The organism is Nocardioides gansuensis (assembly GCF_003076135.1).
GTDB classification, from domain to species: domain Bacteria; phylum Actinomycetota; class Actinomycetes; order Propionibacteriales; family Nocardioidaceae; genus Nocardioides; species Nocardioides gansuensis.
In genome coordinates this window covers 75,220-97,012 of record NZ_QDGZ01000003.1, presented here as the reverse complement: position 1 = coordinate 97,012, position 21,793 = coordinate 75,220, and the positions used below count along the sequence as shown (strand labels likewise).

Below are 21,793 nucleotides of genomic sequence, written 5' to 3'. Positions count from 1 at the left end.
TCCCGCGCAGGTGCCGGGTTGTCCACCATCCGCACGGCTCCGTGCACATGTTGTCCACAGGCTTGTCCACAGGGGTGGAGAGCGCTGCGTTGACCCGCGCGCCCCGGCGCTCCTAGCGTGGCACCCGATGAGGCCGCACGGCCCGTCCGCGAGACGTCCGCAAGGGGAAGGCAGGCGTCGAGCGGGAGGGCCGGCGGCCTCTTCTCCGTTGCCGGGCGCTCCTGGCTACCGTCCCTGGAAGACCGGCGCCCGCTTCTCCGCGCTGGCGCGGACGCCCTCCTGGAGGTCCTCGGTGGCCAGCGTGATCGGCTGGGCCAGGGCCTCCCACTGCAGGCACCTCTCGAGGTCCGCGTGCCCGCCGTCGCGCAGCGCGAGCTTGGTGAGCCGGCTCGGCAGCGGCGCGGTGGCGGCGATGCCGGCCGCCGCGTCGAGCACCTCGTCGAGGAACGACTCCTGGTCGATGACCCGCGAGACCAGGCCCAGGCGCAGCGCCTCGTCGGCGCCGACGGTGCGGCCGGTCAGCAGCAGGTCTCGCGCGGCGGCCGCGCCGACGGCGTTGGGCAGCAGGAAGGTCGCGGCCATCCCGGGGTGCATGCCCAGCCTGACGAAGGGCACGCTCATCCTCGCCCCGGTGGCGGCGTAGCGGATGTCGCACGCCAGCGCAAGGCACAGGCCCGCGCCGACGGCGGGACCGTTGACCGCGGCGATGGTCGGCACCTCGAGCTCCCGGATCGAGAGCCAGGACCGGTAGAACGGCATCATCCGGGTGCGCAGCTGGTCGACCGTCGCGTCGGGCTCGCCGGAGATCCAGCTCTTGTTCCCGCCGGAGCAGAAGGCGGAGCCCTCGCCGGTGACGACGACGGCGCGCACCGACCTGTCCGCGGCGAGCTCCCGGATGGCCGCGACCCAGGACGACGTCATCTCGTCGCTCATCACGTTGCGCATGTCCGGGTGGTCGAGAGTGATCAGCGCGACGCCGTCGGAGGGACGCTCGAGCCGCAGGTGGGTGTAGTCAGCCATGGCCGCGAGCGTACTGACGGGCCAGGCCCCGGATCACCCCGTTCCACGCCTCACTGCGCGCCTGACACGCCCGCGCCCCCGCGTACCGTAGGGTTCTGCGTGGGCCACCGGCGTGCCGGGGCCTCCGACGGGCTTCCCCAACGATCCCCCGTCGCGACGACCGAGAAATTAATAGGCAAGGAGGCCGTCATGGCGGAGACCTGGAGCGGCGAGTTCTACTGCGTCAAGTGCAAGGAGAAGCGCGAGGCGGAGGGCGAGGTCAAGGTCAACGACAAGGGCACCAAGATGGCCAAGGCCGTCTGCCCGGTCTGCGGGACCAACCTCAACCGCATCCTCGGCAAGGCGTGACCATCACGCCCACTGGCTGAGCAGCCGGCGGCGTCACCTTCGGGTGGCGCCGCCGCTGACATTTTCGGGCCGTGCGCCCCTGTGGATGAGCTCGTACGCCGCGCGCCGCACTCCACCAGACTGCTGGCATGCCGCGCGCCGTCAGAGTGGTCACTCGCGATCCCGGGGTCCCCGGCCTGCCCGCCGCCGCGCTCGCCGCCGTCCTCGCCGCCGCCGGCCTGGCCGCCGACCCGTCGGCGCCGGTGGCCCTCGTCCTCGGTCTGGGAGACCCGGGAGACGGTGACGAGCTCGTGCGCTCCGCGGTCCCCCACCTCCACGTCATCGGCGCGGCCGGCCACGTGCAGGTCGGGCCGTTCGTCGCGCCGGGGCTCACCGCGTGCCTGCGCTGCCTCGCCGCCGCGGACGCGCTCCCCGACCCAGCCGCCGCCGACCCAGCTGCGGCCGACCCGGCCCTGCTGCTCGCCGGGCTGGCACTGGCGGCCCGAGACCTGGCGCACTGGCCTGACGACGTGCCGGTCACCTGGTCGCGCACGCTCACGCTCGACGGCGGCCTCGTCGTGCAGCCGCGCAGGTGGCACCGCCACCCCCACTGCGGCTGCGCGTGGGACGAGGCGGTCTGATCAGCACGCCCAGCTGATCACCACCACGTGCTGTCGAGCTTGCCCTCGATCGCGCGCAGGTGGGTGCGCGAGCATTCGGTGCAGTAGGTCCGCCTGCGCCCGTTCTCGACCGAGGTGGTCCACGCCAGGGTCTCGGCCTCGTCCTCGGACTGCCGGCCGCAGAAGTCGCACGTCACTCCCCCAAAATACGCCCAGCCGGCACGACCGTGGCGGTGGTCGTGCCGGCTGGGCTTCTGCATCACCCGCGATCAGGGCGAGCGCTGGCGCCTAGATCGCGCGGGCGAGGGCGAGGCGCGCCTGCTGCGCGGCCTGCTCGGCCTTGCGGCTCATCCGGCGGGCCAGGGCCAGCTGGTGGCCGCGCCGGGCTCGTTGCGCCTCTCCCAGGCGCGCGGTCATTTGCGCGCGTGCCAGGTCTTCGTGCATGAGGTTCATGTGCGTGCGTCCGTTCTTGAAAGGGGTCTTGGTCATCAAAGGGGTTTCGTTGTGAGAAGGGATGAGCCGGCGCCGGTCAGGCGGCCACCTCGTTCTTGCGGGGCCGGCCGCGAGGCCGCTTGCGCGGGATCACCACGCCCTGGAGGAAGAGCTCGCCGCCCCAGACGCCCCACGGCTCACGCCGTTCGAGCGCCCCGTCGAGGCACAGGGACTGCACCGGGCAGTCCTGGCACAGGGTCTTGGCGAACTCGACGTCCGCAGGCGATTCGGCGAACCACAGCTCCGGGTCGTTCACCCGGCACGGCAGCCGCTCCTGGTCCACCTGCGCGGCTGCGTCGTGCAAGCACCCCAGGTCGGTGGGGTTGCTCGCGTCGGCAGCCGGCTCGCGGTCGAGAACACTGATGGTCATGTGTGTCACCTCCTTCTCGTTGACCTGATCGCTGGTGCAGATGAGTTGTGCTTGGGAAACACAAAGGCCGCGGATCCCTGGTGTGGGTTCCGCGGCCTGGAGGCTGCCGATGCGAGTGTGAACTCAGGTAAGCGGCGGACTCCAGGCGTTGTCACCCGTGATGTAGGCACCCTTGACTCGATCCGTGACGAGAGCCACGTGGGCCACCACAGCCTCGACGTCCCAGGTGCGGGCGCACTGCGGGGAGGTGGGGGCGATGGCGGACATGCCAAAGGCCGGCGCGAGGGCCGGGGTCTTGATCATGGTGATGCTCATTGCGTCTCCACCTCCTTCGGGTGATCGGGCGCTGACTGGTGCCAACAGTCGTCTGCGCGTGAGTGCGATGAGAGAAACGTAGCGGCGCGCTGCTGTCATGGGCAAACGATTTAATGGGTATTTCTGGAAAAGTTTCAGGAAACCAGCAGCGAGAGCACCTCGTCGCCGTACTTCGCCAGCTTGGAGGGCCCCACGCCGCTGATCTTGCGCAGCGCCGTTTCGTCGGCCGGACGATGTTCGGCGATCAGCTGCAGCGTGGCATCGGTGAAGACCACGAACGCAGGCACCTTGTCGGCGCTCGCGCGCTCCAGCCGCCAGGCCCGCAGCCGCTCGAAGAGCTCCTCGTCGTACGACGCGGGGCAGCCGCTGCAGCGCCCGATCTTCTTCTCCGCGGCCGACTCGAGCGGACCACCGCACTCGCGGCAGCGCATCGCCTTGCGGGAGCGTCGGGCGGCCTGCCCGCGGCCGGGCGGCTCCTCCTGGGTCACGATGCCGTCGAGGAAGCGGGAGGGCTTGCGCGAGGCGCGGCCACCCGGATTGCGGGCCTGGGCCCACGAGATGCTGAGCTCGCGGCGGGCCCGGGTGAGCCCGACGTAGAGCAGGCGCCGCTCCTCCTCGATCGCCGCTGCGCCCTCGGCGTAGATGATGGGAAGGGTGCCGTCCTGGACGCCACAGACGAAGACCGCGTCCCACTCGAGGCCCTTGGCTGCGTGGAGGGTCGCCAGGGTGACGCCGTCGGCGACCGGGGCGTGCTGCTCTGCGGCCCGGCGGTCGAGCTCGTCCACGAAGGCACCGAGCGGAGCGCCCGGGTGCTCGCGGGCGAACTCCTCGGCCTGGTCGACCAGCGCCTGCCAGGACTCCCAGCGGTCCCGGGTCTGGCCCCGGCTCGTCGGCGCCTCGGGCGACCAGCCGAGTCCGGACAGGGTGGCCCGCACCTGCTCGGGTATCGGGCCGTCGCCCTCGCCGGAGCGCGCCGACCCGCGGAGCAGGGTGACGCCCTGGCGTACCTCGGGGCGGTCGAAGAACCGGGCCGCGCCGCGGATGACGTAGGGCACCCCGCGGGCGGTGAGCGCCTCCTCGAACGTCTCGGACTGGGCGTTGATCCGGAACAGCACCGCGATCTCGGACGCCGGCGTGCCGGTCGCCCGGAGCTCGACGATGCGCGTCGCGACAGCCTCTGCCTCGGCGACCTCGTCGGGGTGCGCCGAGTGGCGCACCTCCACGCCCGGCGGCTGCTGGGCCACCAGGTCGACGCCCTTGCTCGGCGTGCCGGCGAGCAGCGCGTTGGCAGCGGCCACCACCTGGGGTGTGGAGCGGTAGTTGCGGACCAGCTCGATCGAGGTGGTGCCGGGGTGCTTGGCAGGGAACTCGCGAAGGTAGCTCGCGTCGGCGCCGGCGAAGGAGTAGATCGTCTGGGCCGGGTCGCCGACGACGCAGATCTCGTCGCGGCCACCGAGCCACAGGTCGAGCAGGGCCGACTGGAGCGGTGAGACGTCCTGGAACTCGTCGACGACGAGCCACTTGTACTGACGGCGCACCTGGGCTGCGACGGCCTCCTCCTCGGCCAGGAGGCCAGCAGCGAAGAGCAGGACGTCCTCCATGTCCATCCGGCCCTGGCCGCGCTTGAGCACCTCGTAGCCCTCGAAGACGCGCCCCACGGTGTCGGAGTCGAGGCCGTTGACGGCGCGGCCCCGGGCGGGCGCGAGGCGTGGGTAGGTGTCGGGGCTGATGTTGCTGACCTTGGCCCACTCGATCTCCGACGCCAGGTCGCGCAGCAGCGCCTGGTCGGCCGTCAGCCGGAGCCGCCGCGCCGCGCCGGCGAGGATGCCGATCTTGCTCTCCACGAGCTCGGGCAGCTCGTGGCCGTGCACCCGGGGCCAGAAGAAGCGCAGCTGGCGGAGGGCGGCGGAGTGGAAGGTGCGGGCCTGCACCCCCCCGGCTCCCAGCGCCCGCAGCCGGCCGCGCATCTCACCCGCGGCGCGCGTGGTGAACGTGACCGCGAGGACCTCGGTCGGGACGTAGACGCCCGACGCCACGCCGTACGCGATGCGGTGGGTGATCGCGCGGGTCTTGCCCGTGCCCGCGCCGGCCAGCACCCGCACCGGTCCCCGCAGCGCCTCGGCGACCCGTCGCTGCTCCGGGTCGAGGGCCTCGAGCAGGTCGGTCGGGCTGGGCATGGACGGGAACAACTCCTGCGCGTGCGTGGTTGGCTAACGGTGTCGGCCACCCTAGACGGACGAGGGGACACTCCCGAGATGACCTTCACGATGTACAGCACCCCCTGGTGCGGCTACTGCCACCGGCTCAGGAGCCAGCTCGACCGCGACGGCATCACCTACGAGGTCGTCGACATCGAGCAGATCCCGTCCGCGGCCAAGGTCGTCGAGGAGGTCAACGGCGGCAACCAGACCGTCCCCACCCTCGTCTTCGCCGACGGCGCGGCGATGACCAACCCGTCCCTGGCCCAGGTGAAGGCCAAGCTCGTCGAGCTCACCTGACCGCTCACCAGGCGGAGCTGCCCGGGAGCGGCTCGCCGAACCAGTGCTCCAGCAGCGACGACGAGATCGAGACGCTGCGCGGCACCCGCACCAGGCCGGCCTCGGCGTCCTGGCGCAGCTCGGCACGGGTGAACCACCTGGCCTCCTCGATCTCCGAGCCGTCCACGTCGATGTCCGTCGTCACGGCGCGGCCCGTGAACGCCAGCATCAGGCTCGCCGGCAGCGGCCACGGCTGGTTGCCGAACCAGGTCACCTCGGCGACGGTCACGCCGGTCTCCTCCCTGACCTCGCGGCGTACGGCGTCCTCCAGCGTCTCCCCCGGCTCACAGAAGCCGGCGAGGGACGAGAAGCGGCCCTCTGGCCAGCTGGCGTTGCGGCCCAGCAGCACCCGTTCGTCGTCGCTGCCCGGCTCGCCGTAGGTGACCGCCATGATCACCGCCGGGTCGGTGCGCGGGAACTGCGAGCGGCCGCACGCGGTGCAGCGCAGCTCGTGACCCGCCGCGACCGACTCCAGCGGGGCCGCACAGCGGGGGCAGAAGCGCGTCGCGAAGTGCCACTCCGCCAGGCCGACCGCATGGAACAGCAGCGGCGCCTCGGCGGGGTCCTCGGTCAGCACCGGGAGCACCGCGCGCAGCGGCACCCACTCCTCGCGCCGGCCGGGCGCGATCCCGGGGTCGATGATCTGCGCGAAGTGCACCGCCCCGGCCGCCTCGCCGAGCAGCACGGTCGTGCCCTCGGGCGCGTCCTCGGGAGCCACCCACGAGACGGCCCTGTCGACGACGCGCAGCCGCGAGCCCGCGACCACGAGCACGCGGGTCGCCGGGTCGGCCCAGCGGCTCGCGAGCCACTCGGCATCGGTGCGGTGGAGCCCCAGCCGGTTGTGGGCGTGCGCGGAGAGAGCGACGTGCGGGAGGTCGGCCACACGCCACAGGCTAGCCACCTGGCCGAGACCTAGGCTGTCGGCCGTGAGCACCCACATCGGAGCCCAGCCCGGCCAGGTCGCCCCCGTCGTCCTGATGCCCGGCGACCCGTTGCGGGCGCGGTGGATCGCCGAGACCTTCCTCGAGGACGCGCAGTGCTACACCGAGGTGCGCGGCATGCTCGGCTACACCGGCACCTGGCAGGGACAGCGGGTCTCGGTCCAGGGCTCCGGCATGGGCCAGCCCTCCTTGGCCATCTACGTCACCGAGCTGTTCCGCGACTACGGCGTGGAGACGGTGATCCGGGTCGGCTCCTGCGGCGCGCTCACGGAGCGGGTGGCGATGCGCGACGTCGTGATCGCCTCGGGTGCCTGCACCGACTCCTCGATGAACCGGATCGCCTTCCACGGCCTCGACTACGCGCCCGTCGCCGACTTCGGACTGCTGCGGGGCGCGGTCGAGCGGGCCGAGGCCCTCGACTCCGCCCACCACGTCGGGCTGATCCTCTCCAGCGACTCGTTCTACCCCGCGCGGCCCGAGCTGGTCTCCGGGATGGTGGAGTACGGCGTGCTGGCGGTCGAGATGGAGGCCAGCGCGCTCTACACCCTGGCCGCGAAGCACGGCCGCAGGGCGCTGGCCGTCTGCACGGTGTCGGACCACATCGTCACCGGCGAGGAGACCACCGCCCGAGAGCGGGAGAAGACCTTCGGCACGATGGTCGAGATCGCCCTGGGCGCCGCGTTCAGCCCCCGCTGACCAGGGCCTCCAGCTCCTGGCGACCCGGCAGGTCGGGCGGCTCGACCGTCTCGCCGCTGCGGACGTAGTGGAACGCCGCCCGGACCTTCTCGAGCGGGACGCCCTGGAGCTCCGACCAGGCCAGGCGGTAGAGGGCGAGCTGCAGCGGGTCGGCCGTCTGACGCCGGTTGGTCTTCCAGTCGACGACGAGGAACCCGCCGTCGTGCTCGGCGTAGACGGCGTCGATGCGGCCGCGCACGACCTGCCCGCCGAGGACCAGCGAGAAGGGCGCCTCGACCGCGTGTGGGCTGCGGTCGCCGAACTCCCCCGCCTCGAACGCCCCCTGGAGCGCCAGCAGCTCGGCCTCGTCCTCGATGCCGGCATCGGCGCGACCGGGCAGCTCGTCGGGGTCGAGCAGCTGCTGTTGGCCGAACCGCGCCTCGACCCACGCGTGGAAGCGGGTGCCGAACCGGGCCTGCGGAGCGGGCGGCCTGGGCATCGGCCGGGCGAGGTCGCGGGCGAACCCGTCGGGGTCCTCTCGCAGCCGGGCTACTGCAGTGGCGGACAGCGCAGCGGGCAGCGGCACCTCACGGACCGTCGCGGCGGTCCTGGACGCCTCCGCCAGCAGTCGCTCGATCTCGGCGTCCCACCGCTGGACGACCTTCCGCTCCTCAGTCGTGAGGCCGGCGGGGTCGGGAGTGGTGCCGGTCCCCTGGTCCTTCACGAGCGCGGCGGCCGCTTCACGCCGGGCCCGCTCCAGGCTGCGGCCGGTCACCGGCCACGAGACCTCCGCCGCCGCGGAAGTGACCGGGTTGGCCTCGCCCTGCTCGGCGACCTCCCACACCTCGGGCTTCTCGCCCCACTCGGCCACGAGGTCGCGGGCGATCAGGAGGTACGGCGAGGGGTCGAGCGGCTTGATGGTCGTGCCCCACGTGTGGGAGCTGACCACGAACTCGTGGCGCGCACGGGTGAAGGCGACGTAGCCCAGCCGCAGCTCCTCGAGGGCCTGGTGGTCGCGGGCCGCGCTCTCCAGGGAGTGGTCGGGATCGTCCTTGCCGACGAACTCCTTGCGAAGATGTTCCGGCTCGCAGCCAGGCGCCTGCGGCACGTGGTCCTTGTCCCCGCGCAGTGGCGACGGGAGGACGCTGGCCACGGTGGTCCACTGGGAGCGGAGGGTCGTGTTGGGGAACTTCTTGTCCGCGACCCCGGCGAGGAAGACCGTGTCGTACTCCAGGCCCTTGGCCCGGTGGATCGTCAGCAGCTTGACGGCGTCGGACTCGCTGGGCGGCGCGACGTCGAGGCCGCCCCCGTAGTCGTCCTCGGTCTCCAGCCAGGCGTTGAGCGCCGAGAGCGTGACGGAGCCGTCGACGGCCTGGAAGTCGGCCACCGCCTTGACGAAGAGGTCGAGGTTCTCCCGTCGCGCCTCGGCCGCCGGCGAGGTCGACGAGGCCAGCTCGATGTCGAGTCCGGTGACGTCCATGATCCGGCGCAGCAGGTCCAGCAGTGGCTCCCCGACGTAGCCGCGCAGGTGGCGCAGTTCGGCAGCGAGCCGGGCGAAGCGCTCGCGCGCCTCGGGCGAATAGTCGAGGTCGCCCGGGTCCTCGAGGGCTTCGTTGAGGGAGGCGATCTCGGTGGGGTCAGCCCCGGCGACGGCCTCGTGCATCTCGTCGGCGAGCGACCGCTCGGGGTCATCGCGGTGCTGCACGCGGGCCAGCGCGGCCGACCGCTCGCCGAGCAGGGCGAGATCGCGAGGGCCGATCTCCCACCGCGGCCCGGTCAGCAGCGTGAGCAGCGCGGCGTTGTCGGTGAGGTCGTCGAGCAGGCTCAGGGTCGCCACGACCTGCGCCACCTCAGGCAGCCGGATGAGACCGCCGAGGCCGACGATCTCGACCGGGATCTCGGCCTCGGTGAGCGCGTCGTAGACCTCGGCGCCGTGCTTGTTGGTGCGGACGAGCACGCCGATCTCGCGCCACTCGGTCCCGGCGTCGTGCGCGGCCTGCACCTCCCTCGCCAGCCAGGCGAGCTCCTCGTCGTGGGTGCGGTGGAGGCACGTGCGCACGCGCCCCTCGGCCGCCCCGGGCTTGGCCTCGAGCGGCGCGACGAGGGCACCCGACGCGGCGTACAGCGGACCTGCCAGGGTGTTGGCCAGCTCGAGGATGCGTCGGTCGGAGCGGCGGTTGACGGTGAGGTGGAACAGCCGCGCCGGGCTGCCGTCGGCCTGCAGGAACTGCTCGCGGAACTGCTCGATGTTGGCGACCGAGGCCCCCCGCCAGCCGTAGATCGCCTGGTTGGGGTCGCCGACCGCCATCACCGGGTGGCCGCGACCGGAGTCGGGGTGGTCGCCCCCGAAGAGGCCGGCCAGCAGGCGCGCCTGGGCGACGGAGGTGTCCTGATACTCGTCCAGCAGGACGACGCGGTACTTCTCGCGCTCGGCCTCGCCCACCTCGGGATGCCCCGTCGCGAGCCGGTGCGCGCCGGCGATCTGGTCGGAGAAGTCGAGGAGGCCGAGCTCGGCCTTGAGCGCGCGGTAGTCGGCGACCAGGCCGAGCAGTTCATCGCGCTCGTCCATCTTGTCGAGGACCTTGCGGAGGCAGTCCTGCCGGCCCTTGGTGCCGCCCTCGGCGACGAGGCGCGCGAGCGCCGCCTCGAAGCGCGGCCGCTCGCGCCGGTGGAAGTCGCGCACGTCCTCCACGCCGACGAGGTGCTCGCTCATCGCCCCGTCGAGCGCCAGCAGGTAGCCGATGACGGTCGGTGGATGGTCCGACAGCCGGGCCACGACGCCGCGGTGCTGGGCGATGACTCGCTGCGCGAGCTGGAAGCGCGAGGCGTCGGCCATCACGCGGAGGTCCTGCTCGTGCCCGATGCGCAGCCCGTGCTCGGAGAGCAGCGCGGCGCCGTAGGCGTTGTACGTGGAGACGACCGGCTCCAGCCGCTCGGGCACGCCGTCCTCGCCGACTGCCCCGGTGTCGAGCCCGGCCACCGAGAGGGCCTTGCGGATGCGGTGGGACAGCTCGGCGGTCGCCTTGGTCGTGAACGTCAGGCCGAGCACCTGGTCGGGCCGGACGAGCCCGTTGGCGACGAGGTAGATGACCCTGGCCGACATCAGCTCGGTCTTGCCGGAGCCGGCGCCGGCGATCACCACGGCGGGTCCCAACGGGGCGCTGATCGCCTCCCACTGCTGGTCGCTGACCGTGAAGTCCGCTCCGGTCAGCCGGCGCAGGTCGGCCGGGCTCGCGATCGGTCGGGGCGCCCTCACTGGATCACCGCCTTGGTCGTGCGGGCCGGGCACATCGCCTGGAACGAGCAGACCCGGCACACCTTGTCCGAGGGCCTCGCCGGGAACTCCTCGGCCCGGATGGCGTGGGCGGCCAGGGCGATCTGGCGCTCCACCGGCAACCAGCCCTCTTCGTCCGGCTCCTGCGGCCGCTGGGTCTGCACCTTCGGGGCATCGCTCGTCGAGGTGCGCAGCTGCCAGAGCTCGGCGCCGCCCGAGACCGCCCCGGGCGTGCCGTCGGGGAGCAGCCCGTCGACCGCGCCGCGCTCGACGGCGAGCTGGTAGAGACCGAGCTGCGGGTGCACGGCGAGCTCGGCCTGCGTGGGCATGTACTTCCCGGTCTTGAGGTCGACCACGACGACGCGCCGCTCGGCGTCCAGCTCCACGCGGTCGGCGAACCCGCGGAGCCGCACCTGCTCGCCGTCCGGCAGCGTGGCCAGGACCTCGAAGGAGTGCTCGGTGGCGACGATGGTGCGTGCGGCCGGGTCGCGGTGCTGCTTGAGGAAGCGCTCGATCGCCGCCCTCGCCTCCTCGCGCTCCTTGTGGCGCGACCACGGCGTGCGGAAGGGCAGCTGGTCCCACACCTGGTCGACATGCTCCATCAGCTCGTCGATGTCCGCGTCCGCGAGTCGGCCGCTGCCCACGTGCTCGGCGATCTTGTGGACGAGGTTGCCGAAGCCGGCGGCCTGTCCTGAGTACGTCGCGCCGCCGGCCTCGTGCTCGAGGAACCACCTCGCCGGGCACTCCCCGATCGAGGTGATGGTGGAGGCAGAGAGCCCCAGGGGCTCGTCAGCCGGCCGCACCGGCGTGGCGGACGCCGTGCGCGCGTGGGTGCCCCACCAGTGGGCAGGGTCGGCGGCGGGCACCAGCGGACGGCCGGCCACTTCGGTGGCGGCCAGCTGGGCGAGCCGGCGGGCCGCGGCCTGCCGGAGCGCGTCGGAGAGCGTGTCGTCGGAAGCCGTCCGCCGGAGCTCGGCCACCACCCCCGCGAGCGTCAGGGGGCGCTGTGGCCGGCCCTGGAGGTGGGTCGGCTCGTCGACCAGCTCGAAGAGGAAGCGCGAGGGCTGCTCACCCTCCTCCGCAGTGGACGAGACGGCGGTGACGACGAGTCGCCGCCGGGCGCGGGTGCAGGCGACGTAGAAGAGACGGCGTTCCTCGGCCAGCAGGGCACGGGCAGTCACGTCGGGCTGGAGCTCCAGCCGGCCGTAGGCCGGCGCGCCGATCCGGTCGCCGCCCAAAAGGGTCGCCCGGCGGCGGAGGTCGGGCCAGGCGCCCTCCTGCACGTGGGCGACCACGACCAGCTCCCACTCCAGCCCCTTGGACCGGTGGGCGGTCAGCAGCCGCACGGCGTCGCCGCGGACGCCCTTCTCTGCGCGGGTGTCGCCGGGGATCTGCTGCGCCTGCAACTCGGCCAGGAAGTTCTCCGCGCTGGTGTGGCCGCGCTGCTCCTCGGCCCGGGCGGCGAGGTCGAAGAGCGCGCAGATGGCGTCGAGGTCGCGATGGGCACGGCGCGCCGCCGCGCCGCCGCGGGCGACCCCCGCCCGGAGGTGCTCTGCCCATGACGTGCCGGACCACAGGCCCCAGAGCACCTCCTCGACCGAGCGGTCGTCGTGCAGTGCGTCGAGGGCGGCCCCGAGCAGGCGGACGAGCCGCCGGGCACCGTCGACGGCCGCGCCCTCGAGGCCGTCGAGCAGGTCGTGGTCGACGAGCGCCTGCGCCACGAGCTCGCGCGAGCCCCGCGGCGGGCGGCGGTCGCGGGTCGCCTCGGCGAGATCGCGCCTGCGCAGCTGGCGGCCGAGCGCGCGGACGGCCGTGGCGTCGAGGCCGCACAGCGGCGAGAGCAGCAGCGCCTCCGCGGCCTCCGGCGTGGGTGGCTCCGGGCTGGCCACGACGACCGCGAGCGCGTCGACGAGCGGGCGGACGGCCGGTTCGGCCACGAGCGGGATCTCGTCACCGGCCACCTCGACCGGCACGCCGGCGCTGGCCAGCATCCGCCGCATGACGGGCAGCGTGGCCCGGCCCGAGCGCACGAGCACCGCCATGTCGGACCAGGGCAAGCCGTCCTCGAGGTGCGCCCGGCGCAGCAGGTCGGCGATCCGCTCTACCTCGGCGCGGTCGGTGTCGTAGGTGAGCACCTCGAGCAAGCCCGCCGGCGCGTCGGGCGACGGCACGGGTGAGGCGAAGGCGGCTCGCGCCTCCTCGCCGATCGCGCCCGCGAGCGGCAGCCGCGCCGCCACCCGCCGGCTGGCCTCGAGCAGGTCGGCACCGAAGCGCCGCGTCGTGCGCAGCACGACCACAGGGGCCTTCGCACCCTCCCTGGTCGGGAACGTCGCCGGGAAGTCCAGGAGCCCCCGGACATCGGCGCCCCGGAAGCCGTAGATCGACTGGTGCGGGTCGCCCACGACGACCAGGTCTCCCCCGTCGCCGGCGATTGCCTGCAGCAGCGCCACCTGGCCGGGGTCGGTGTCCTGGTACTCGTCGACGAAGACGTGGCGCAGTTGGCGGCGCAGCTCGCCGCGGTGGGCCTCGGCCTCGATCACCGCACGTCGCATCAGGTCGGCGTAGTCGGTGGCGCCGTGGTCGTCGAGGTTGTCGAGGTAGTGGCGCAGGAAGATGCCGGCCGCCACGAGCTCCGGCAGCTGCTCGGCGTGGCCGAGCGCGAGGAGCTGCTCGTGGTCGGCGCCCTTCTCGCGGGCGCGCGCGACCACCGCTGACACCTCCTGGGCGAAGCCGCGGGTGCGGGCTGCGACTGCGAGGCCGGGCGGCCAGGGCAGCTCGTCGCGATGCAGGTCGAGCAGCTCGCGCACCATCACGTCGGCCTGCGGCGCGGTGAGCAGCCGCAGGGGCGCGGAGTAGAGCTCGGCCGGCGTGAACCGCCGCACCAGCCCGAAGGCGAACGAGTGGAACGTCGCCGCGAGCGGCGTCGCCACCGTGCGGCCGAGACGGGCGGTCACCCGGTCGCGCAGCTGCTCCGCGGCCTTGCGCGAGAACGTCAGCGCCAGCACGGACGACGGGTCGGCGCCACGCACCTCGATCCGCTCGACGATCGCCTCGACCAGCGTCGTGGTCTTGCCCGTGCCCGGGCCGGCGAGCACCAGCAGCGGCCCCGACTCGTGCTCGACGAACTGGCGCTGCCACGCGTCGAGGACCGGCGCGGCCGTCGGCGCGTGCTGCCGCACGAGCCGGTAGGCCGGGGGGTCGAGGTGGGTGGTGCTCATGTCCTGCAGCCTTCCAGACCCCACCGACACCGGGCGGGCTATCGGGCTCAGACCCCCAGCGACCGCTCGTTGTAGACGCCCGCCTCCTCCTGGCCGGACAGCTGCTGGATGGCCGTCATCACCCGATCGGTGAGCTCGCGGCGCGCACGCCCCGGGGGCACCCCGTCGTACTCCCCCGCCACGTCGATCGGGGCACCGAAGCGCACCGTCACCCTGGCCAGCCGGGGCACGTTCGAGCCGACCGGCTGCAGCTGGTCCGTGCCGTGCAGGCCGACGGGCACGATCGGGACGCCGGCGGTGAGCGCCAGGTGTGCGACACCGGTGCGGCCGCGGTAGAGCTGTCCGTCGCGCGAGCGGGTGCCCTCGGGGTAGATGCCGAAGGCCTCGCCGCGGCCCAGCACCTGGAGCGCCGTGTCGAGGCTGGCGATCGCCGCGCGGGAGTCGTCGCGGTCGACGGGCAGCATGCCGAGCCCCTCGAACCACGCCCTCATCGCCCGGCCCTTGAGGCCCGGAGTCGTGAAGTAGTCGGACTTGGCGAGGAACACCACCTTGCGCGGCGCCACGACCGGGATCACGACGCTGTCGGCGAAACTGAGGTGGTTGCTCGCCAGGATCACGCCACCCGTCCGGGGGACGTGGTGCACCCCCTCGACGGTGGGGCGCCAGAGCACCTTCGCGACGGGGGGCACGATCCGGTGCAGGACGCCATAGAACATGCGGACAGTGTGGCAGCCGGCGAGGGGACCCCCTCGGTGGTGTGTCAGCCGGTGAACGGCTCCGTGCCACGCACCAGCCGCAGCTTTCGCAGTCCGGAGTGCTGCCGGGCGAACGCCAGCTCGCGCGCCAGCGAGCCGAGACCGTTGGCGGCGGGCAGCGGGGTCAGCGCCAGCGTGGACAGGGTGCCGAAGGCCCGGCCCTGTGCGTCGAGGAAGCCGCTCCCCGAGTCTCCCGGCACGCCCGGGGCCAGGGTGTAGGCGTCGCTGCCCCACCCGCCGTACGACGGGCCCAGCGAGACCCCGCGCCGCGGGGACAGCACGGTGCCGGGCCGCAGCCGGGACTGGCCGTAGCTGAGCACCGCCTCGCCCTGGGCCGGCGGCTCCGCCAGCCCGACGGGGCCGCCGAAGACCGGCACGGAGGGGTTGACCTTGCGCCGGTCCGCGCGGGAGACCCTGACGAGCGCGAAGTCGTTGGCGGCGCACGCGTCGGGGTCCTCGACTCCGAGCTCCTGCATCGCCAGCCAGGAGCTGTAGACCAGCCGGCCGCGGCCCAGGGCCGTGCCGTCCTCGAGCAGCGACGCGCCCCGCACGAAGTCGACACGGGTGCCCAGCGGAAGGGACCCGGTCTCGCAGCCGTCGGTCTCGGTCGCCTCGCCGAGCCCGGCGCAGTGGGCGGCGTAGCCGACGTAGACCCGGTGGCGCGTGTCGGTGAAGACGAAGTTGGCCGTGCACTGGGCCCCGGCCGTCATCATCTGCACCCCCGGGGTGATGGTCGCCCGCGCAGCCGGCGCCCACCGTGGGCCGCGCACCTGAGCCGACGAGACCTCCGCGGCCCCGGCGGGGCTCGCCGCGGTGGCGGCACCGAGGAGGAGGGTGCCGAGGAGGGAGAGGAGAGAGCGGACGGGTCGACCCTGGCAGAGCATGCCCCCTCCAACGACGGACCCCAGCCGGTGCTACGGATCCGTGTCCGTGCACCTGCGCACGAGCAACGGCCCAGCCCACCGGAGTGGGCTGGGCCGTGTGGTCACGCGTGGATCAGAGCAGCGGGCTGAACGGCTCCGTGCCGGGCACCAGGGCCAGGCCCGCGATGCCGCCGTGCTGCTGGGCGTAGCCCAGCTCGTGGGCCAGGTCGCCCACGCCGTTGGAGCCGGCCAGCGGGGCGATGGCGAGCGTCGACAGGGCCCCGAGGGCGTTGCCCTCGGCGTCGAGGAAGGCGCTGCCGGAGTCACCGGGAACGCCCGGGCTCACCGTGTAGACCGGGTGCGACCAGCCCTCGCCCTCGGAGCCCAGGCTGGTGCCCTGCTTGGGCGAGAGCTGGGTGAGGCCGGCGCGGAGGCTGGAGTTGCCGTAGGAGTAGACGGTGTCACCCGCCGCGGTGCCGGTGGTGTTGAGCGCGACCGGGCCGCCCCAGAAGGGGACGCTCGGGTTGACCTTCGAGGCGTCGGCGGCGTCGACCTTCACCAGCGCGAAGTCGTTGTAGGCGCAGGCGTTGTCGTCGCGCTCGCCGTTCTTCTGCATGGTCAGCCAGGACGAGTACGCCAGGGTGCCGTGGCCGACCTCGGTGCCCTCGGTCAGCAGCGAGCCGCCCTCGACGAAAGTCACCCGGGTGCCGAGCGGCAGGGAGGCCGCGTCGCAGCCGTTGGTGTCGGTGGCGGCGCCCTTGCCGGCGCAGTGGGCGGCGTAGCCGACGTAGGTGCTGCCGGCGGCGTCGGTGAAGACGAAGTTGGCGGTGCACTGCGCGCCGTCGGTGTACATCTGCACGCCGGGGTGGATCCGGGCGGTGTCGGCGGGGGCCCACGAGGCGGCGACCTGCTGCTTGCCGCCCTTGGCAGCGACGGCCGGCGAGGCCGAGGCGACCGCGCCCATCAGGACGGTGGCGGAGGCCAGGGCCAGGACGTGGTTCTTGCGCATCTGTTGGTTTCCTCCCAGAGTCGTCAGGCCCCCGCCTTCCCGAGCGAGGCGGGGACCGGTCACACCCCGCTAACGAGGTGGCCGGACCGACGTTACGCGCCGGTAGTCCGAAATGACCAGACCGGCGTAGCCCGTTCGGGGCCACGCCGGTGTGTGGGAGCCGGGTCAGTACGCCGGCTGCGAGGGGTCGATCTGGCTGACCCAGGCCGCCACGCCACCACCGACGTGGACGGCGTCGGCGTAGCCCGCGCCCTTGACGATCGCCAGGCACTCCGCCGAGCGCACGCCGGACTTGCAGTGCAGCACGACCTGCTTGTCCGAAGGCAGCTGCCCGAGCGCGTTGCCGTTGAGGAACTCGCCCTTGGGGATCAGCACGGCACCCGGGATCCGGTTGATCTCGTACTCGTTGGGCTCGCGCACGTCGACGAGCACGAAGTCCCGCTCCCCCGCCTCGCGCTCCTTGAGCATCTGGTCGAGCTGGGTGACCGAGATGGTCGAGCCCGCAGCCGCGTCCGCGGCCTCCTCGGAGACGGCGCCGCAGAAGGACTCGTAGTCGATGAGCCCGGTCACCGTGGGGTTGTCGCCGCACAGCGCGCAGGTGGGGTCCTTGCGCACCTTGAGCTTGCGGTACTCCATCTCCAGGGCGTCGTAGATCATCAGCTTGCCGACCAGCGGGTCGCCGACGCCGGTGAGCAGCTTGATGGCCTCGTTGACCTGGATCGAGCCGATGCTGGCGCACAGCACGCCCAGCACGCCGCCCTCGGCGCAGCTGGGGACCATGCCCGGCGGCGGCGGCTCGGGGTAGAGGCAGCGGTAGCACGGAGCGTCGTCGGCGAGCATCGGCGCGAAGACCGAGGCCTGGCCGTCGAAGCGGTAGATCGAGCCCCACACGTAGGGGATCTTCAGGAAGTACGCCGCGTCGTTGACCATGTAGCGCGTCGCGAAGTTGTCGGTGCCGTCGACGATCAGGTCGTAGCCCTCGAAGACCTGCATCACGTTGTCGTTGTCCAGGCGCTCGCCGTGGACGACGACGTTCACGAGCGGGTTGACCTCCTGGATGGAGTCCCGCGCCGACTCGGCCTTGGGGCGTCCCACGTCGGACTGTCCGTGGATGACCTGGCGCTGCAGGTTGGACTCGTCGACCTCGTCGAACTCGGCGATGCCGATCGTGCCGACGCCGGCGGCCGCGAGGTAGAGCAGCGCGGGCGAGCCGAGGCCGCCGGCGCCGATGACGAGCACCTTGGCGTTCTTCAGGCGCTTCTGGCCGGTCATGCCGACGTCGGGGATGATCAGGTGCCGGCTGTAGCGGCGCACCTCGTCGACGGTGAGCTCGGTGGCTGGCTCGACGAGCGGGGCGAAGGACACGAGTCTCTCCTCGGTGTGTGCGGGACGTCGCTGGGCCAACACCCGCGCGAGCCCAGGTGTTCCCAGGCCTCCATGGTCCCTGCGCCACCCGTGCCGCCCCGCGGCGTACCGCCATCCGGACTCGCGTCCCGGCATCCGGACGGTCTCGCCCCGGGCACGTGTCGGGGGCGCGCGTCGCGCGGCGGCTAGGCTCTCGTCCCACCAGCACCCACATCGTCAGGAGCACCATGGTGAGCGCAGGCCACCCCGAGACCCCCGAGTCACGGTCGCTCGAGCCGCGGCCGCGCGGCGGCCGCATGCCGCGTAGGGAGAGGCGCGTGCAGCTGCTCGACTCGGCGCTCGAGGTGTTCGTGGCGCAGGGCTACCACGCGGCAGCGATGGACGACATCGCCGACCGGGCGGGCGTCTCAAAGCCGGTGCTCTACCAGCACTTCCCCGGCAAGCTCGAGCTCTACCTCGCCCTGCTGGACACGTCCTGCGACACGATCATCGACAACTGCCGCAAGGCGCTCGCCTCCACGACCGACAACAAGCAGCGGGTCGCGGCCACCATGGAGGCGTTCTACACCTACGTCTCCTCCGAGAGCGGCGCCTTCCGCCTCGTCTTCGAGTCCGACCTCACGAGCGAGCCGGCCGTGCGCGAGCACGTCGAGCGGGTCACCATCGAGTGCGCCGAGATGATCGCCGAGGTCATCCACGAGGACACCGGCCTGCCGGACGAGGCGTGCCGCCTGCTGGCGGCCGCCCTGGTGGGAATGGCGCAGGTGAGCTCCCGGTTCTGGCTGGCTGAAGGGGGCGCCGCCTCGGGCATCGAGCGCCAGCAGGCCGCCGCACTCGTCGCCGGCCTGGCCTGGCGCGGCATCCGCGGCTACCCCCTCACCGACGACCACTGAAACCCACCATCGCAGGAAGGCACCACATGGAGGTCAAGATCGGCGTCCAGCACGCCCCCCGAGAGCTGGTCGTGGAGACCGACTCCACGGCGGAGGAGCTGGAGTCGCAGCTGACAGCCGCGCTGTCGAGCGACGGTGTGCTGGCGTTCACCGACAGCAAGGGCCGCCGCGTCGTCGTACCCGCCTCGAAGGTCGCGTACGTCGAGATGGGCGGCGGCGTCTCCGGGATGGTCGGCTTCCGCTGAGCCGATGACGCCGCGGCCCGCCGGAGCCGCCGAGTACGAACCGGCCTCCGCGGGTACAGGAGGGGTGCCCGTCGACATCCTCGACACAGGCGCCACCGTGGCGCATGCACTGTGAAAGGTTGCAACGAACATGGAGCTCAGTGACATCCTCGTCGCCATCATCGGCGGCGTCATCATCGGCTTTCTCGGCAAGCTCGTAGCGCCCGGCGACCGCGACAACATCCCGGTGTGGCTCACGATCCTCTGCGGTATCGGTGGTGTCCTGCTCGGCACCTTCCTCTACAGCCTGTTCTTCGACCCGACCACGCGCGGCATCGACTGGTGGCGCCACGTCTGGCAGGTCGTCGTCGCGGCCATCCTCGTGATGATCGCTGCGACGGTGACCGGACGAACCAGCCGCGTCTGACCGTTTCCAGCTCGAAGGCCCCGCACCTGCGACAGGTGCGGGGCCTTCGTGCGTGTCCGGCTCGGGCGACTACGCGTCGAGGCCGAGGTCGTCCATCCGCTGGGCGTGCCGCTCGGTGAGCCGGGTGAACATCCGGCCCAGCGCAGCGAGGTCGAGGCCGGGCCGGTCGACACCACCCGTCAGCAGCGCGCTCAGGGCGTCGCGCTCCGCCGCGACCCGCTGCGCCTGGGTCAGCGCCTCCCCCATCAGCCGGCGGCCCCACAGCGCGAGCCGCCCGCCGAGCCGGTGGTCCTGCGCGATGGCGGCGCGCACCCGATCGACGACGAACGCGGAGTGGCCGGCGTCCTCCAGGGAGCCGATGACCAGGTCGCGGGTGTCGGCGTCGAGGTACGCCGCGATCTCGCGGTAGAAGTCGGCGGCGAGCCCGTCGCCCACGTAGGCCTTGATCAGGCCCTCGTACCAGTCGGCGGGTGCCGTGTGGGCGTGGAAGTCGTCGAAGCCCCGCTTGAACGGCGCCATCGCCGCGAACGGGTCGGCGCCGAGCTCGCGCAGCCGCGCGTGCAGCCGCTCGAGGTGACCGAACTCGACCGACGCCATGGCACCCATCGCGACCTTGTCCTCCAGCGTGGGCGCCAGCTTGGCGTCCTCGGCGAGGCGCTCGAAGGCACTGAGCTCGCCGTACGCGATCGCTCCGAGCAGCTCGACGACCGCCTGGCGGTAGTCCTCGTCGTCCGGCACCGTCCCGACCCGCGCCTGCGACGCCCCGACAGAGGATTCAGTCATGCTCGCACCCTACCGATAGACTCAGGACTCGAGCGCCGCGCCCGCGACCGACCCGGTTGCCGTGGCCGCCAGGCGCACCGCATGTGCGCGGAGGGCTTTCACACCGAGTCCGCCGCACCAGTGGACGACGAAGAAAGCGACATATCGTGACCACGTTCCGTGAGCTCGGGGTGCTCCCCGAGATCTGCGACGCGCTCGAGCGCGCCGGCATCACCACTCCGTTCGCCATCCAGGAGATGACCCTCTCGGTCGCCCTGCTCGGCACCGACCTCATCGGCCAGGCCCGCACGGGCACCGGCAAGACCCTCGCCTTCGGCATCCCGGTACTGCAGCGCTCGGTCGCCCCGAAGGACCCCGACTACGCGCAGCTGCCCCAGGGCAAGCCGCAGGCACTGATCGTGGCCCCCACCCGCGAGCTCGCGCTCCAGGTGTCCAACGACCTCGCCCTCGCCGGCGCCGACCGCGGCCTGCGCGTCCTCACGGTCTACGGCGGCGTGGGCTACGAGCCGCAGCTCGAGGCGCTCGAGGAGGGCGTCGACGTCGTCGTCGGCACCCCCGGGCGGCTCATCGACCTGGCCAACCGGCGGGCGCTCGACCTCTCCCACGTTCACGCCCTGGTGCTCGACGAGGCCGACGAGATGCTCGACCTCGGCTTCCTCCCAGACGTGGAGAAGCTGCTCAAGATGACGCCGGAGACCCGGCAGACGATGCTGTTCTCGGCCACCATGCCGGGCGCGATCGTCGCCTTGGCGCGCACCCACATGCGCCACCCGATGAACATCCGCGCCGAGTCCTCCTACGAGAACGCCACGGTGCCGGCGACGGCGCAGTTCATCTACCTGGCCCACGACCTCGACAAGCCGGAGATGATCGGCCGCATCCTGCAGGCCGAGGACGTCGAGAAGATCATCGTCTTCACCCGCACCAAGCGGCAGGCCCAGCGCATCGCCGAGGACCTGGCCGAGCGCGGATTCAAGTCCGCGCCCCTGCACGGCGACATGGCGCAGATCGCGCGCGAGAAGGCGCTGGCGAAGTTCCGCGAGGACAAGCTCCAGGTGCTGGTCTGCACCGACGTGGCGGCCCGCGGCATCGACGTGCGCGGCGTCTCCCACGTCATCAACTACACCTGCCCCGAGGACGAGAAGACCTACATCCACCGCATCGGCCGCACCGGCCGCGCGGGCGCCTCGGGCATCGCGATCACCTTCGTCGACTGGGCCGACGTGCACCGCTGGAAGATGATCAACAAGGCGCTCGACCTTCCCTTCGACGAGCCCGTGGAGACCTACTCCACCTCCGAGCACCTCTTCCACGACCAGGGCATCCCGGCCGGCACCCGGGGCCGCATCGTCGACCCCGCCCCGGCCGCGCCGCGCGAGGACCGCTCCCCGCGCTCCGACTCCCGCTCGGGCGACCGGCCGACGCGCAACCGCAGCCGCAGCCGCACCCGCAGCGGCGCGCCCGTCGACGGTGGCGGCCAGGCCCAGTCCTCCCCCGCGTCCTCGTCGTCGGAGGGCTCGAGCGGCGAGAAGCCGGCCGGCGCCAGCCGCAACCGCCGTCGCCGCCGTCGCTCCTCGGGCGGCTCGGGCGAGTCCGCGAGCGCGGGCAGCCAGGCCTCGCAGGCCTGACGCCCGCGTCGTACGGCTCCCGCCGCCCTCACGGGCGGTGGGAGAGCAACCGAATCC

At 72.7% G+C, this 21,793-nt stretch carries 22 protein-coding genes; 8 read left to right on the top strand and 14 right to left on the bottom strand.

What is annotated here, in order from left to right; translation table 11 throughout:
- Window positions 1-225: 225 nt before the first annotated feature.
- Window positions 226-1,020: an enoyl-CoA hydratase/isomerase family protein gene (locus DDE18_RS07450; RefSeq protein ID WP_116571626.1), complete on the bottom strand. Its 795-nt coding sequence runs from the start codon at window positions 1,018-1,020 to the stop codon at window positions 226-228.
- A 189-nt stretch (window positions 1,021-1,209) separates the two neighbouring features.
- On the opposite strand from DDE18_RS07450, the gene DDE18_RS22880 reads away from it, so the two are divergent.
- Both DDE18_RS22880 and DDE18_RS22875 read left to right on the top strand, forming a co-directional pair.
- The gene (locus DDE18_RS22880) at window positions 1,210-1,368 is read left to right on the top strand and encodes a DUF5679 domain-containing protein (RefSeq protein WP_165821076.1); all 159 of its coding nucleotides are present in this window, start codon (window positions 1,210-1,212) and stop codon (window positions 1,366-1,368) included.
- Between the two features lie 128 nt (window positions 1,369-1,496).
- Entirely contained in the window at window positions 1,497-1,988 is a 492-nt protein-coding gene (locus DDE18_RS22875) for a hypothetical protein (protein WP_165821075.1), read from the top strand.
- A gap of 17 nt (window positions 1,989-2,005) precedes the next feature.
- On the opposite strand, the gene DDE18_RS22870 is transcribed toward DDE18_RS22875, so the two are convergent.
- The 5 genes from DDE18_RS22870 to DDE18_RS07430 form a co-directional block, all read right to left on the bottom strand.
- Window positions 2,006-2,164, bottom strand: a complete 159-nt coding sequence (locus DDE18_RS22870) for a hypothetical protein (RefSeq protein WP_165821074.1) — start codon at window positions 2,162-2,164, stop codon at window positions 2,006-2,008.
- 91 nt (window positions 2,165-2,255) lie between these two features.
- Window positions 2,256-2,456 (bottom strand): hypothetical protein, encoded by a 201-nt coding sequence (locus tag DDE18_RS07445; RefSeq protein ID WP_116571625.1) that lies wholly within the window; start codon window positions 2,454-2,456, stop codon window positions 2,256-2,258.
- A gap of 40 nt (window positions 2,457-2,496) precedes the next feature.
- Window positions 2,497-2,829 carry a WhiB family transcriptional regulator gene (locus DDE18_RS07440; protein ID WP_116571624.1) on the bottom strand — a complete coding sequence of 111 codons (333 nt, stop codon included), beginning with the start codon at window positions 2,827-2,829 and terminating at the stop codon, window positions 2,497-2,499.
- Window positions 2,830-2,952: 123 nt separating this feature from the next.
- Window positions 2,953-3,144 carry a hypothetical protein gene (locus DDE18_RS07435; protein WP_116571623.1) on the bottom strand — a complete coding sequence of 64 codons (192 nt, stop codon included), beginning with the start codon at window positions 3,142-3,144 and terminating at the stop codon, window positions 2,953-2,955.
- Window positions 3,145-3,278: 134 nt separating this feature from the next.
- Window positions 3,279-5,321: an ATP-dependent DNA helicase UvrD2 gene (locus DDE18_RS07430; RefSeq protein WP_116571622.1), complete on the bottom strand. Its 2,043-nt coding sequence runs from the start codon at window positions 5,319-5,321 to the stop codon at window positions 3,279-3,281.
- A 78-nt stretch (window positions 5,322-5,399) separates the two neighbouring features.
- On the opposite strand from DDE18_RS07430, the gene DDE18_RS07425 reads away from it, so the two are divergent.
- Complete coding sequence (locus DDE18_RS07425) at window positions 5,400-5,642, top strand: mycoredoxin (RefSeq protein ID WP_116571621.1); 243 nt, start codon at window positions 5,400-5,402, stop codon at window positions 5,640-5,642.
- Between the two features lie 4 nt (window positions 5,643-5,646).
- Here the strand turns inward: DDE18_RS07425 and nudC are convergent, their stop codons facing one another.
- Window positions 5,647-6,564: an NAD(+) diphosphatase gene (gene nudC, locus DDE18_RS07420; protein ID WP_245916500.1), complete on the bottom strand. Its 918-nt coding sequence runs from the start codon at window positions 6,562-6,564 to the stop codon at window positions 5,647-5,649.
- 43 nt (window positions 6,565-6,607) lie between these two features.
- Between nudC and deoD the strand changes: the two genes are divergently transcribed.
- Window positions 6,608-7,318, top strand: coding sequence for a purine-nucleoside phosphorylase (gene deoD, locus DDE18_RS07415; protein WP_116571987.1), 711 nt, complete (start codon window positions 6,608-6,610; stop codon window positions 7,316-7,318).
- Here deoD and DDE18_RS07410 read toward each other — a convergent pair.
- From DDE18_RS07410 to moeZ, 6 genes are all read right to left on the bottom strand, one after another.
- Window positions 7,305-10,553: an ATP-dependent helicase gene (locus DDE18_RS07410; RefSeq protein ID WP_245916499.1), complete on the bottom strand. Its 3,249-nt coding sequence runs from the start codon at window positions 10,551-10,553 to the stop codon at window positions 7,305-7,307. The genes deoD and DDE18_RS07410 overlap by 14 nt on opposite strands.
- Window positions 10,550-13,789 (bottom strand): ATP-dependent helicase, encoded by a 3,240-nt coding sequence (locus DDE18_RS07405; protein WP_116571619.1) that lies wholly within the window; start codon window positions 13,787-13,789, stop codon window positions 10,550-10,552. The genes DDE18_RS07410 and DDE18_RS07405 overlap by 4 nt, the downstream gene beginning before the upstream one ends.
- Before the next feature lie 47 nt (window positions 13,790-13,836).
- Window positions 13,837-14,505, bottom strand: coding sequence for a lysophospholipid acyltransferase family protein (locus tag DDE18_RS07400; RefSeq protein ID WP_116571618.1), 669 nt, complete (start codon window positions 14,503-14,505; stop codon window positions 13,837-13,839).
- 44 nt (window positions 14,506-14,549) lie between these two features.
- Window positions 14,550-15,428 carry a S1 family serine peptidase gene (locus tag DDE18_RS07395; RefSeq protein WP_116571617.1) on the bottom strand — a complete coding sequence of 293 codons (879 nt, stop codon included), beginning with the start codon at window positions 15,426-15,428 and terminating at the stop codon, window positions 14,550-14,552.
- A 112-nt stretch (window positions 15,429-15,540) separates the two neighbouring features.
- On the bottom strand, window positions 15,541-16,416 hold the full coding sequence (locus tag DDE18_RS07390; RefSeq protein ID WP_165821073.1) for a hypothetical protein: 876 nt from the start codon (window positions 16,414-16,416) through the stop codon (window positions 15,541-15,543).
- 165 nt (window positions 16,417-16,581) lie between these two features.
- Window positions 16,582-17,781: an adenylyltransferase/sulfurtransferase MoeZ gene (gene moeZ, locus DDE18_RS07385; protein ID WP_116571616.1), complete on the bottom strand. Its 1,200-nt coding sequence runs from the start codon at window positions 17,779-17,781 to the stop codon at window positions 16,582-16,584.
- A 296-nt stretch (window positions 17,782-18,077) separates the two neighbouring features.
- Between moeZ and DDE18_RS07380 the strand changes: the two genes are divergently transcribed.
- From DDE18_RS07380 to DDE18_RS07370, 3 genes are all read left to right on the top strand, one after another.
- Window positions 18,078-18,674 (top strand): TetR/AcrR family transcriptional regulator, encoded by a 597-nt coding sequence (locus DDE18_RS07380; protein WP_116571984.1) that lies wholly within the window; start codon window positions 18,078-18,080, stop codon window positions 18,672-18,674.
- Window positions 18,675-18,700: 26 nt separating this feature from the next.
- On the top strand, window positions 18,701-18,919 hold the full coding sequence (locus tag DDE18_RS07375; RefSeq protein WP_116571615.1) for a DUF3107 domain-containing protein: 219 nt from the start codon (window positions 18,701-18,703) through the stop codon (window positions 18,917-18,919).
- A gap of 130 nt (window positions 18,920-19,049) precedes the next feature.
- Window positions 19,050-19,325 carry a GlsB/YeaQ/YmgE family stress response membrane protein gene (locus DDE18_RS07370; protein WP_116571614.1) on the top strand — a complete coding sequence of 92 codons (276 nt, stop codon included), beginning with the start codon at window positions 19,050-19,052 and terminating at the stop codon, window positions 19,323-19,325.
- A 69-nt stretch (window positions 19,326-19,394) separates the two neighbouring features.
- Here DDE18_RS07370 and DDE18_RS07365 read toward each other — a convergent pair whose 3' ends face one another.
- The gene (locus tag DDE18_RS07365) at window positions 19,395-20,108 is read right to left on the bottom strand and encodes a ferritin-like fold-containing protein (protein WP_116571613.1); all 714 of its coding nucleotides are present in this window, start codon (window positions 20,106-20,108) and stop codon (window positions 19,395-19,397) included.
- 146 nt (window positions 20,109-20,254) lie between these two features.
- Here DDE18_RS07365 and DDE18_RS07360 point away from each other — a divergent pair, with 146 nt between their 5' ends.
- Complete coding sequence (locus DDE18_RS07360; protein WP_245916497.1) at window positions 20,255-21,736, top strand: DEAD/DEAH box helicase; 1,482 nt, start codon at window positions 20,255-20,257, stop codon at window positions 21,734-21,736.
- The last annotated feature ends 57 nt before the right edge of the window (window positions 21,737-21,793 follow it).